The organism is Pseudoduganella danionis, from assembly GCF_009720775.1.
Taxonomy (GTDB): Bacteria; Pseudomonadota; Gammaproteobacteria; order Burkholderiales; family Burkholderiaceae_D; genus Rugamonas; species Rugamonas danionis.
The window spans coordinates 1,063,290-1,076,623 of the sequence record NZ_WNKW01000001.1; the positions used below are offsets into that span (position 1 = coordinate 1,063,290).

The 13,334-nt window shown below is 61.6% G+C and carries 6 protein-coding genes; all 6 read left to right on the plus strand.

Annotation, left to right across the window (positions count from 1 at the left end):
• Positions 1-95: 95 nt before the first annotated feature.
• The 6 genes from GM655_RS22725 to GM655_RS04605 all read left to right on the plus strand — a co-directional run bounded on the left by GM655_RS22725 (position 96) and on the right by GM655_RS04605 (position 13,321).
• Positions 96-6,293: a YDG domain-containing protein gene (locus GM655_RS22725; RefSeq protein WP_196308701.1), complete on the plus strand. Its 6,198-nt coding sequence runs from the start codon at positions 96-98 to the stop codon at positions 6,291-6,293.
• 12 nt (positions 6,294-6,305) lie between these two features.
• Positions 6,306-7,910 carry a ShlB/FhaC/HecB family hemolysin secretion/activation protein gene (locus GM655_RS04585; RefSeq protein WP_155433405.1) on the plus strand — a complete coding sequence of 535 codons (1,605 nt, stop codon included), beginning with the start codon at positions 6,306-6,308 and terminating at the stop codon, positions 7,908-7,910.
• A gap of 14 nt (positions 7,911-7,924) precedes the next feature.
• Positions 7,925-8,776, plus strand: a complete 852-nt coding sequence (locus GM655_RS04590; protein ID WP_155433406.1) for a FecR family protein — start codon at positions 7,925-7,927, stop codon at positions 8,774-8,776.
• Between the two features lie 79 nt (positions 8,777-8,855).
• Positions 8,856-11,042, plus strand: a complete 2,187-nt coding sequence (locus GM655_RS04595; protein ID WP_229632367.1) for a heavy metal translocating P-type ATPase — start codon at positions 8,856-8,858, stop codon at positions 11,040-11,042.
• The gene (gene cueR, locus GM655_RS04600; RefSeq protein WP_155433407.1) at positions 11,039-11,425 is read left to right on the plus strand and encodes a Cu(I)-responsive transcriptional regulator; all 387 of its coding nucleotides are present in this window, start codon (positions 11,039-11,041) and stop codon (positions 11,423-11,425) included. Before GM655_RS04595 ends, cueR begins: the two co-directional genes overlap by 4 nt.
• A gap of 210 nt (positions 11,426-11,635) precedes the next feature.
• Positions 11,636-13,321, plus strand: a complete 1,686-nt coding sequence (locus tag GM655_RS04605) for a S41 family peptidase (protein WP_196308702.1) — start codon at positions 11,636-11,638, stop codon at positions 13,319-13,321.
• The last annotated feature ends 13 nt before the right edge of the window (positions 13,322-13,334 follow it).

The following is a 13,334-nucleotide window of genomic DNA, read 5'->3' on the forward strand; positions in this document are numbered from 1 at the left end:
ATCACGCCTGCCGGGGGCTGCTCGGCACGCTAGTTGCACGCATGGGCCGCTACAGCATTGCGGTCTGGTGCTCGCCTAGTTTCGAGGATGGTGTCATGAGAACCCAGTACCCACGCAAGCTCCGTGTTGCCCAACGCGCGCCGTTACGGCGCAAACTCATGGCGGTGCTGGTGGCGGCCTGCTACAGTTCGGCTCAGGCAGGCATGGTGGCGCCTAGCGTGGTGGCGGGGCAGGCCAGCTTTAGCCAGCAGGGCAAGAACTACACGATTACCAGTACGCCGAATACCATCATCAACTGGCAGGGTTTTTCGCTGGCCACGGATGAAATCGCGCGCTTCGTTCAGCAATCGGCCGATAGCCGCGTACTGAACCGCATCACCGGGCAGGACCCCAGCGTGATACTGGGCGCCATCCAGTCCAACGGCAAGGTATTCCTGATCAATCCGAACGGCGTGTTGTTCGGCGCCAGTGCCCAGGTCGATGTGAACGGGCTGGTGGCGTCCAGTCTGGCCATTTCGAATAGCGATTTCCTGGCTGGCCGGAATAATTTCAGTGGTGCCAGCGGGGCCGCCAGCGTCAGCAATGCGGGCCAGATCCGTACCCCGGCCGGCGGCCAGGTGTTCCTGATTGCGCCGTCGGTGGAAAACCGCGGCATCATTTCCGCCCCTAATGGCGAAGTGGTGCTGGCGGCCGGCCATAGCGTGCAATTGTTCGAAGCGAGTGACCCGAACGTGCAGGTGGTGGTGTCGGCTGCGGCCGATCAGGCGCTGAATCTCGGGCAGATCGTGGCGCAGGGCGGACGCATCGGGGTGTATGGCGCGCTGGTCAACCAGCGTGGCCGCATCAGTGCCGACAGTGCCGTGCGCGGCGCCAACGGCAAGATCGTGCTCAAGTCCAGTGGCACCACCTTGCTCGAGCAGGATAGCCAGACCACGGCGCTGGGCAGCAATCTGAATGTGGGCGGCGAGATCGTCGTGCTGGGGCCGCAGGTGGGCTTGAGCGGCAATGCCGTGGTCGATGCCAGCGGCGCGACCGGTGGCGGCAGCGTGCTGCTGGGCGGCGATTATCAGGGCAGCAATCCGGCCATCGCCCATGCGCGCCAGAGCTATGTGGGCAAGGATAGCGTGGTGCGCGCCGATGCATTGGACACCGGCGACGGCGGTAAAGTGATCGTCTGGGCCGATCAGCTCACGCGCGTGTATGGCAGCCTGTCTGCGCGTGGCGGCGCGCGTGGCGGCAATGGCGGGTTGGTGGAGACTTCCGGCCACGTGCTCGACCTGCAGGGCCGGGTTGATACAACTGCGCCACTGGGCAAGACGGGAAGCTTGCTACTGGATCCGGGAAATATCTATATTGCCGATGAGCCGGCCACGGCTATCAATCAGGGCAATATGTCGGAGACGGATAACACGGAACTTCAGGGCAGTACACCGTTTACTGCTGCCGCTGCAACGCGCGATTCGTTCTTGTCGACTGGTCTGCTGCAAAGGTCACTCGAGCACAACAATGTCACGGTGATCACCAATGATCCCGCTGTGCCCGGGACCGGAAAAATCGTCGTGCTGTCGGAACTCGCATGGTCGCAGCCACAGAACCTGAGCTTGACGGCCGCGGGTGACGTGCACATCGATGCGCCGATTCGCGCTGAACACGGGACGCTGACGATCAATGCCAGCGGCATTAATCTGCAGGCGGGTGTGAGTGTTGCTGGCCTGACGCTGAATGCCGCCAGCGATGCCAGCATCACAGCCACTGGCGCGATCAATATCAGCGGCATTTTTGATCTGCGCAGCGGGCACTGGGAACAGAAAGGCACGCTGCCGGCGTTTAGCGCCAGGGATTTCCGCCTGAGCGGCGGCTCCTTCCTGCGTGCAATCGGCACGGACGGCAACGGAGCGTCCGCGACGCCGTATGTGCTGGCGGATATCTATGGCGTACAAGGGATAGCTACGCTGGATATGGCTTATTCCTACCGCCTGAATAACGACATTGCTGCCAGTGGTACGGCCAACTGGAATGATAACGCCGGTTTCAAGCCCTTGGGTGCCTATGGTTCTCAGACCCACTATACGGGCACCTTCGATGGCGCCAATTATGCGATTAGCGGATTGAGCATCTACCGTCCGGACCAAGACTACGTGGGTCTGTTTGCTTCCGTATATGGCGGCACGCTCAAGAACCTGAGCCTGAATGGCGGCAGCGTGGTGGGCCAGTATAACGTGGGAGCGATGCTGGGCCATTCGGACGGTGCCAGCACTGTGCTCGAACATGTGAGCAGTTCGGCCAGCGTGAGCGGCATCGGTAATGTAGGCGGCTTGATCGGCGAACACATGGGGCGCTTGAGCTATGCGGCGGCCAGCGGCGCGGTGACGGGCAATTCCGGTCGCACGGCTTCGAATATCGGCGGCCTGGTCGGGCGTAATGTGGGCGGCATCGAATTGAGCCATGCGAGCGGTTCCGTCACGACTGCAGGCGATGGCTACGCGGGCGGCCTGGTCGGATCGAATACCAATTCTGACCAGATCTACATCGGCAGCATCAGTACGTCTTACGCCAGCGGTAACGTCAGCTCGACGGGCGAAATCGTCGGTGGCCTGGTCGGTGATAATTTTGGCGGGACCATCAGCAAGTCTTACGCTTCAGGCACAGTCAGCGGTGAGCGCAACGTGGGCGGCCTGGTCGGGCGCAGCGGCGTGCGCTTGGGCTATGGCGGCAGTATTGAAAATGCTTACGCCACGGGCAATGTCACTGGCACCCAGAGCAACGCATCGCTGATTCATGCCAATATCGGTGGCCTGCTGGGCGAACATGCGAGTGGTACGGTGGACATGGTGTACAGCAGTGGCAGCGTGACGGCGCCCAACTGGACTGACCTCGGTGGTATGCTGGGGGCCGATCTGTCCGGCACCGTCGGGCATGCTTACTACAACAGCGAAACAGCGGGCCTGAATGCGGGCGTCGGTACGGCGCTTACCAGCGAGCAGATGCAACAGCGCGATTTTTTCAGCGGCTTTGACTTCAGTGCGGTGCCGGTCTGGCGCATCTATGAAAATCATGGCACGCCGCTGCTCAAAGACTTGCTCACGCCTTATACGGTGACGGTGATAGGCGGCACCGGCGTGAACAAGATTTATGATGGCAATTCGGCCGAATTTACCGGCACCAGCGCGCCACTGCCAGCGGGCATACAAGGTACGCTGGGGTGGGACGGTGCACGCAACCAGGGCAGCTACCTTGTAGGGGGCTTGTATTCCACCACTTACGATATCAGTTACGAGGGCAGTTCACCGCTACTGAACATCACGCCGCGCGAAGTAAGGGCCACAGCCAGCGCGCAAAAAGTCTATGACGGCAACACCCTGGTGGAGATTCCTGCCAATTACACGCTATCGCTGCACGACGTGGTGCCCAGCGATACCAACCTCGCCTTGAGTGCTACGGTCGAATTCGATAATCGCAATGTGGGCACCGGTAAAGTGCTGACGGTCAGCAACCCTCAACTGCAGGGCAACGATTACGGTAATTATGTGCTGGTCGGTTCGGTCACGGGGACGGGCAGTATTACACCGCGACCTTTGCGCCTGACGGACGTGGTCTTGCAATCGACCCGTGTGTATAACGGAACGGATGCCATCAGTTTTACCGGTGGCAACACGATTGCCGACGGTCTGGATAATGATGTGGTGAGTCTGGCCTCGGGGGCCGGCACGGCGACTGCACATTACAACAATAAGAACGTGGGAAATAACAAGCCGGTGATTTTCGATGTCAGCCACTACGTGCTGACGGGAGCGGATGCCGCCAACTACATGGTGCAGGGGCCGGCTGAGGCCGTGGCCAGCATTACTCCGGCCGCGTTGAGTATCAGTGGTGTGACTGCGCTGGACCGCGTGTATAACCGTGCAGCCGATCCTGGCAGTGGCAACGCTATGAGCTATGGCACGCTGGCGACCTTGAATACGAGCGCGGCCACGCTGGGCGGTGTGCTGGGCAACGATAGCGTGACCATCATCAGTGCGCGCGGTTCGTTCGAAGATCGCAACGTGGGCAGCAATAAGCCAGTGACGGGCAAGGCCGTGACCCTGGGCGGCACCGACGGTGGTAATTATGTTGTGACCAACTTCTCTAACCATATGACGGCATCGATTACCCCGGCGCCGTTGACGCTGTCATTCGCTAGCCGTGAGTACAACAACAGCGCCAGCGCCAGTTTCGAGAATGCCGTATTGAACGGGGTCTTGTCCTACGGTGAAGCCAGCCACGACAGCGTAACCTTGCAGACGGGCTCTGCTACGGCGAGCTATGCGGACAAGAATATTGGCGTGGCCAAGCCTATTACGATTACGGGAGCGTTGACGCTGGAAGGTGCAGACGCGGCAAACTATATGTTGAGCGGCAATCTGGTCGGCACCATTACGGCGCTTCCACAGGCCACCTGGATAGGTACTGGCGGCGGTCTGTGGGGCAGTGCTGGTAACTGGGCGAATGGCGTCGCACCGTCGGCCGCCAATGTGCTCACGGCCGTGCTGGGGAGCAGCGCGGGCACGATAAGCTATGACGTGTCGGCGGGTAGCACCAGCTTGCAAACGATGAATGGGGGCAGCGGTACGACACTGGCGCTGACGGGTGGAAGTTTGACGCTAGGTACGGGCAATTCTGGCTTGAGCGGCTTAACTGTGAGTGGCGGCAGCCTGGTATTGAACGGCAATCTGACCGTAAACAGCCTCAATCTGAGTAGCGGTTCCATCACTGGTAGTGATAGTGCGACCAATCTGCTTGCCACCCATATTAATCAGACGGGGGGCAACATTAATATTAGCGGTGCACTCAGTCTAGGCGATGGCGGGAATATCTCGTTGGGGACGGTGCGGGCCCAGCGCGGGATTACCTTGAACGCGGGTGAAGGCGGTACGATTACCCAGACGGGGGGCTGGACCAGCAACAGCCTGACTGCCACGGCGTCGACGGGGATCACCTTAACCAGCAGTAACCATCTGGCCGCATTTACTGCCAGCAGTTATAGCGGCAACATCGAATTGAATAACACGGCGGATGGCGGAACTTTAACGCTGGGTACGCTATCGACCGACGGCAATATTCTGATCGATAACCACGGCGGGGTGGTGGTCGGTAGTCCCGTCCATGCCTATCACAATGCGCCGAACCGGGGCCGCGTATCGATAGCCGCGCATAGCCCCGTTGATATCAACAGTATAGTCGAAGGTGAGGAACTGGCATTTTCGGCCAGTACTGCCATTAATCTGGGTGCGGGCGCGGCGCTGAATGCGGTGAATCAGATTAATTTAACGGCAGGTACCAATATTTCGCTCGGTGGCACGCTGGCAATTAGTTCGTCATCTGGCAATATCAATTTGACGGCCACGAATGGTTCGATCACGGCCAGCTCCTCGACTGTTATTACCAGCAATGGCGGGAGCCTGAATCTGTCCGCGCCCATGGGTACGGTGACTACCAACAATGTCTCATATGGGGCGAATACCACGCCCTCGATCAACTCTGGTACTGCCGCGGCAGCTCAGGCGGCTGCAGAAGCAGCTGCCAAGGCGGCAGCGGAAGCCGCCGCGAAAGCTGCTGCCGATGCGGCCGCCAAGGCCGCAGCCGATGCAGAAGCCAAAGCAGCGGCCGATGCCGCAGCCAAAGCAGCGGCCGATGCAGCGGCCAAAGCAGCAGCTGATGCGGCACAAGCGGCGGCCGATGCCGCGGCCAAAGCGGCGGCCGACGCCGCAGCCAAGGCTGCCGCGGAAGCGGCGGCTAAAGCAGCAGCCGATGCGGCAGCCAAAGCAGCAGCCGATGCGGCAGCCAAAGCAGCCGCCGATGCTGCGGCCAAAGCGGCAGCCGATGCAGCAGCCAAAGCAGCAGCCGATGCGGCGGCCAAGGCTGCAGCCGAAGCGGCGGCCAAGGCAGCGGCTGAAGCAGCCGCGAAAGCGGCAGCCGATGCGGCGGCCAAGGCTGCGGCGGATGCGGCTGCTGGCAGCGGACAGGCGTCTGAACCGATTACTCAGGTGATCAATTCAACCGTCAAATTACAAAACATCGTTAGCACGCCGCAACTGCAAAGCCCGCCATTGGCGGTCTCGACGGTGGCGTCGAATGGCGCCACATCCAGCCAGTCCGGTGGCAGTAGTGGTGGCAGTAGCGGTGGCAGCTCCAGTGGCAGTAGCCCGCCCGACGATAAGAAACTCGATGACAAGACGGCGGAAAAGCCAGCAGAAAAGGCGCTAGATTCGGGCAAGTCGCCCGCGTCTGACAAACCTAAGACTTATTGCAATTGAGTTGAGCTATCGATGAAAAATCGCACCAAGAAGAATGCAGCAACTGATAGGGTGGCGCGTGCCGTGTTAGGCAGTGTGATGTGCCTGCCTTTGCTGGTAGCTGCTGCCGAGCCTGACGATAGCATCGTCCGCTTTGAAATCCGGCGCTTCGAGGTGCAGGGCAATACGCTGCTCGGTCCAGCCGAAGTCGATGGCGTGCTGCAGCCCTACACGGGCGCGGTCAAGGATTTCGGCGATGTTCAGCGTGCGCTCGAAGCACTCGAGCAGCTTTACCAGCAGCGCGGCTACCGCCTCGTAACAGTCGAACTGCCCGAGCAGGAACTCAATGGCGGCGTGGTGCGCCTGCGCGTGGTGCAAACCCGGATAGGGCGGGTGCAGGTAATCAACAATGCCTATTTCGACGAAGCCAATATCCGGCGGACCTTGCCCGCACTGGTGACGGGGCAGACGCCGAATCTGCCTGCCGTGTCGGCGAATCTTAAGCAGGTCAATGAAAATCCGGCCAAGAATGTCACCATGAAGTTACAGAGCGGCGAGGTGGACGAGGAAGTCGACGCGCTGCTGGACGTCAAAGACCAGCGCCCGTGGAAGGTGATGGCGAATCTGGACAATACAGGTACCGAACAAACCGGCAAGACCCATGTGAGTATGGTCTTACAGCATGCCAATCTTTTCGGCCTTGACCATGTCGCATCGCTGCAGTACACCACCACGGCCGAGGAACCGGGGCGCGTCAAAGTATATGGCGCCGGCTACCATATCCCGCTGTACGCGCTGGGTGACGCGCTGGACTTGTACGCCAGCTATTCCAACGTTGATTCTGGCACGGTGGCGGCCGGTGTGGTCAATCTGGCCGTGAGCGGCAAGGGTGCCACCTATGGCGCGCGCTACACCCATAATCTGGCCAAGCAGGGCGAGCTCGAATCCCAGCTAGCGCTGGGGCTGGATTACAAGGCGTATAAAAACAGCGTGCTGCTGCAAGGCCAGGAACTGGGCAACGATGTCACGGTGCATCCGCTCAGCGTCAGCTACCAGGCCAGTTTGCCGATTAGTGCTGGCAACCTGAGTGGCCAGCTCACGCTGTCGCATAATCTGCCCGGGGGCAGCCGCGGCGACCAGGCCGCTTTCGAGGCGGTACGCGCTGGCGCCCGAGCACGTTACACCGTGCTGCGCTTGTCTGCCAGTGCAGTTCAGGCCTTTAGTACCGACTGGCAACTGCGTGCGCTGCTGAACGCCCAGTATAGCCGTGACGAGCTGGTACCTGGCGAGCAATTCGGTGCGGGCGGAGCCAGTTCGGTACGCGGCTTTCAGGAGCGCGAGCTGGCCAACGATAAAGGCGCGAATGTGAATCTGGAAGCCTATACGCCCAACTGGTGCCGGCGTGATAACTGGAATTGCCGCCTGCTGGGGTTTTATGACAGTGCCTATGTGCGGCGCAGTCATCCACTCGCAGGCGAACAAGCCAGTATGGTCATCAGCAGCGTCGGTGTCGGCGCCCGTTTCCTGCTGTCGAGCTATGTAAACCTGCAGCTCGATTGCGGCCGTATTCTGAAAGCTGGTGATAGTGGCCGGCAGCATGCTAGCCGCTTGCATGTGCGGCTGGGCTTAGCATATTAATGAAGGGAAGCTTCATGTCTCGCCCGAATTTGCGTTCATCGTTGCATGCCCTGCGTCTAAGCCTATGCTGGCTGGCGCTGCTGGGCTGTTGCAGTCTGGCCTGGGCTGCCCAAGTGGTCGGCACCATCGTCCAGCTTAGCGGCCCGCTGATGGCCAAGAAGGCCGATGGCAGCGCGCGCATACTCTCGCTGCGCTCGGAAGTCGAGGGCGGCGATACGCTGATCACGCAAAAAAATACCTATGCCATGGTGAAGTTTATCGACAACAGTGAAATCACGCTGAAACCCGATACCACGTTCAAGGTCGAAAGCTTTGCCTATGCGGCCGATCACCCTGAAGGCGATCAGGCTGCGTTCAGTTTGGTCAAAGGGGGGCTGCGCTCGGTCACCGGCCTGCTGGGCAAGCGCAACAAGGAAAAATTTTCCATGAAAACTCCGAGCGCCACCATCGGTATCCGTGGCACGACCTTTACTGCCGAGTGGGTGGCGCCCGACGCCGAGGCTTTGGCCGCTTATAACATGGCTAGCACGGCCGCGCTGGACCCGCTGGCGGCGCCCGTCCAGCCTCTGCTGCTGGCCCAGGCGGGTGGCAGCAGCAATCCCACCCCGCTCAACGGTGCTGGGCTGGCGCCCGGCTTATATGTGCATGTGCTCGATGGCATGATCCATTTGTCCAACCAAGGCGGCAACTTGAATTTCCAGGCGGGGCAATTTGGTTACACGCCCAGCCGGATGCAACCGCCTGTCATCCTGCCGGTCAATCCCGGCATACAGTTCACGCCGCCACCCGCATTTAGCCCTGTGGCGCCGGCCAGTGGCAGTACGCTCAGCGGGCAGAACAATGCGGTCGATTGCATCGTGCGCTGAAGCCGATAAAATCACTGCTTGACCTTCCCATCGTGGGATACTCGATGCTATGGTTACCGAGTCGTCCTACGAGATCATCATGTCTGCTACTGCCACCGCTCCCCACAGCCTATCATTCAAAGTTCAGGGCATGACCTGCGCGTCGTGTTCTGGCCGGGTGGAACGCCTGCTGGCAGCCATGCCCGAAGTGGTTTCCGCCAACGTCAATCTGGCCACGGAAACGGCGCGCGTGTGCTCGCTCCAGCCGCTGGCTTTCGAGCCGCTGGCACGCGCTATTGAACAAGCCGGCTATCACGCCGTGGCGCCGGCCGCAGCGCCACCACCGGTGGCATTGCTGGCCACGGGCGGCGGCGCCGCCGTGCTGCTGGCTGCCTTGTTTTCCCTGCCTTTGCTGCTGCCGATGTTGCTGGAACTGGCAGGAGTGCACTGGATGCTGGATGGTCGACTGCAGTGCTTGCTGGCGACGCCCGTGCAATTCTGGTTGGGCGCGCGTTTTTACCGGGCCGGCTGGGCAGCAGTCAAAGACCGTAGCGGAAATATGGATTTGCTGGTGGCCCTGGGCACCAGTGCTGCCTACGGGCTCAGCGTCTACCAGTTGCTGGCCGCACGCAGCGCGATGCCGCATTTGTACTTTGAAGCGTCGGCTGTCGTGATCACCCTGATTTTGCTGGGTAAATGGCTGGAAGCGCGCGCCAAGCGCCAGACCACGTCAGCGATCCGCGCCTTGCAGGCATTGCGGCCGGAAACAGCGCGCGTGCAGCGCGGCACCGAGGAAGTCGAGTTGCCGATCGCGCAGGTGCAACTCGACGATCTGGTGGTGGTGCGCCCTGGCGAAAGGATAGCCGTCGATGGTATCGTGCAGCAGGGGGCTAGCCATGTGGACGAGGCGCTCATCACGGGCGAGAGCTTGCCGGTGGCGCGCAGCGTGGGCCAGCGCGTGACGGGCGGCGCCATCAACGGCGAGGGTTTGCTGCTGGTGCAGGTGACGGCTGTCGGCGCCCAGAGCACGCTGGCGCGCATCATCGCGCTGGTGGAAGATGCGCAGGGCGCGAAAGCGCCTGTACAGCGGCTGGTGGACCGGATCAGCGCGATTTTCGTGCCGGTAGTGCTGCTGCTGGCGGCTGTGACGCTGGCCGGCTGGCTGCTGGCGGGGGCCAGCGGCGAGCAGGCAGTGATCAATGCCGTGGCGGTGTTGGTGATCGCTTGTCCGTGTGCACTGGGCCTGGCCACGCCCGCTGCCATCATGGCTGGCACAGGCGTGGCGGCGCGCCACGGTATCCTGATCAAGGATGCGGGTGCGCTGGAGCTGGCGCACCGCATCAGTAGCGTAGCCTTTGACAAGACCGGGACGCTCACGGAAGGCAAGCCGGCCCTGCTGGCCATCCATGCGATCGACCACGACCACGATGGCTTGCTGCGTGCGGCTGCTGCCATACAGCGCGGTAGCGAACATGCGCTGGCGCGCGCCGTGCTCGATGCCGCTGCAGCGCGGGGGCAGGACGCCACGCTGGTGGCGAGCGAACTATCGGCCCTGCCCGGGCGCGGCGTGGCCGCTACAGTGGCGGGCCAGCGCCTGCTGCTGGGCAGTAGCCGCTTGATGAGCGAGCAGGGGGTGTCGATACAGCCGCTGCAGACGGAAGCGGAGGCGCATGCACGTGAAGGCCGCACCATCGCCTGGCTGGCCAGCGTGGCGCCGACGCCGCAACTGCTGGGGCTGCTGGCCTTCGGCGACCGCATCAAGCCGCAGGCGCAGGCCGCCTTGCAGGCCCTGCATGCCATGCATGTCGAAACGATTTTGCTAACCGGTGATAATCAGGGTAGCGCCGATGCGGTCGGGCGCGAACTGGGGCTGACGCGGGTGATCGCCAACATGCTGCCCGGCGATAAGGCGGCCGCCATCAAGGCCTTGCAGCAGCCGGGCGCCTGTATTGCCATGGTCGGTGATGGGATTAACGATGCGCCTGCGCTGGCTGCTGCGGATGTGGGCATTGCCATGGGCAGCGGTACGGATGTTGCCATGCATGCGGCGGCGATTACGCTGATGCGCGGCGATCCGGCCCTGGTGGCCGCCGCCATCAGTATTTCGCGCCTGACCTACCGCAAGATCCGGCAGAATCTGTTCTGGGCGTTCATTTACAATCTGGTGGGCATACCGCTGGCTGCGCTGGGGCTGCTGAACCCGATGGTAGCAGGGGCGGCGATGGCACTCAGTTCCGTTAGTGTGATCAGCAATGCGCTGCTGCTGCGCCGCTGGAGACCCGCATGAATATTGGACAGGCCGCTGCCGCTACCGGCGTCAGCGCAAAAATGATACGGCATTACGAAAGCATCACCCTGATCCCGGCGGGCAAGCGCAGTCCGGCCGGCTACCGCATCTATGCGGACAGCGACCTGCATGCACTGCGTTTCATCAAGCGCAGCCGCAGCATGGGTTTTTCGCTCGAGCAGATACGCGAGCTGCTATCGCTGTGGCAGGACCCCAGCCGCGCCAGCGCCGACGTGAAACGCATCGCGCTTGGCCATGTGGCGGAACTCAATCAACGCATCGCTGAACTGACGGAGATGCGCGACAGCTTGCAGCAACTAGCGGGCTGCTGCCACGGCGATCAGCGTTCTGATTGCGCCATACTGCAGTCACTGGCGGACTAGGCCGGGCCGCCAGTTTGCCGGCCCGCGGGGGCTATTTGTGGGGCGGTGACAAAAGGTGAGCTTTGCTGGGCGCGCCAATGTTATTCTATAGTCAATGTTGCTGCGGATGTCTGCGGCTGAACGGGCGCGCGCATCGGCGCTTGCCACCTGACGATAGCGAGAACTATGCGACCCAAGATACTCCAGTTGTTGCTGGCCGGACTGTGTGCAATGCCAACAGCCTGGGCCCAGGAAGCGCCGGCCCTGACTCCGGTGCAGGCCGAACTGAAGCGTGCTGCGGCCATCGAACTGACCCAGCTCAGTTCTATGCAGATAGACAATCTTGCGGTCACGGCCAAGGTCTGGGGTTTTTTGAAGTACCACCATCCGGCCGTCACCAGTGGCCAGCAGCACTGGGACCAGGCATTGCTCGAGATTTTGCCGTCAGTGCTGGCGGCGCCAGATCGCGCCAGCGCAGATCGCGTGCTGCGTGGCTGGATCAGCCGCCTGGGTGCGGTGCCTGCGTGTCAGGATTGCGCTACGCTGGAGCCGGCACAGTACCAGCTCCTGCCCAGTCTGGCCTGGCTGCAGGATGATCAACTGCTCAGTGCCGAACTGCGCGACGATTTGAAGGCGATCTACCGCAACCGCGCGCGTGACGCCAAGCAGTTTTATGTGACGCTGACGCCCATGGTCGGCAATCCGGTATTCGAGCAGGAAGCCGCCTATGCGGACTTGAAGTTTCCCGACAGCGGCTATCAACTGCTGGCCCTGTTCCGGTTCTGGAATGTGATCGAATACTGGGCGCCTTACCGCGATCAGATCGGTGCCGACTGGGACCAGGTGCTGCGGGCATCGATAGCGCCGCTGGCGCTCGCGCCGGACCGCAATAGTTATGAACTCGCGCTGATGGCATTGATCGCTCAGGTTCATGACACCCACAGTAATTTATGGAGTTCGCTGCACTTGCGCCCACCCGTGGGCGCGTGCGCCTTGCCGGTGCGGCTGCGCTTTGTGCAGGATCAGGCAGTGGTCAGCGGCTATACCAGCGCGGCAGAAGGCATGGCCAGTGGCCTGCAGCGCGGCGATATTCTGACCGAGCTCGATGGCGTACCGCTGGCGCAGTTGCTGACCACGCTGCAACCCTATTATGCCGCGTCGAATCAGGCGGCACGTCTGCGCGACGTTGCTGGCGGCCTGACCCGGGGTGCTTGCGGCAGTACGCAGTTGGTGGTTCAGCGCGATGGCGCTTTGCGTCAGCTAGCCGTGGCACGTATCCCCGACAGCGGCCCAAGTAGCAGGGTCACGCACGACAAACCGGGCGACACCTTCCAGCTAATTAACGATCAGATTGCCTACATCAAGCTGTCGTCGATCCGGCGCAGCGATGTGCCCGCTTATATGGAGCGGGCCGCGCGCAGCAAGGGGCTGATCATCGATATCCGCAACTACCCGTCGGACTTTGTGCCGTTTGCACTGGGGCAGTATCTGGTCGAACAGCCCACCCCGTTTGTGCGCTTCACCGTCGCGGATCTGGCCAATCCGGGCGGATTCAAGTGGAGCAAGGAGTTGATGCTCCAACCGCAAGCACCGCATTACGCGGGCAAGGTGGTGATACTGGTTGATGAGCGCTCGCAAAGCCAGTCCGAATATACGGCGATGGCCTTGCGTGCGAGTCCGCGTGCGCTGGTACTGGGCAGTACGACGGCGGGGGCCGATGGGAATATATCGGCATTGGTCTTGCCCGGCGGTTTAAAAACCGTGATCAGTGGTATCGGGGTGTTTTATCCCGACAAACGGCCTACCCAGCGTATCGGCATCGTGCCTGATATCGTGGTCAGCCCGACGGTTGCGGGCTTGCGCGAGCAGCGCGACGAGGTGCTGGAAGCGGCCATCCGGGTCATCGAGCGCGAGTGAGGCGGGCCCGCTG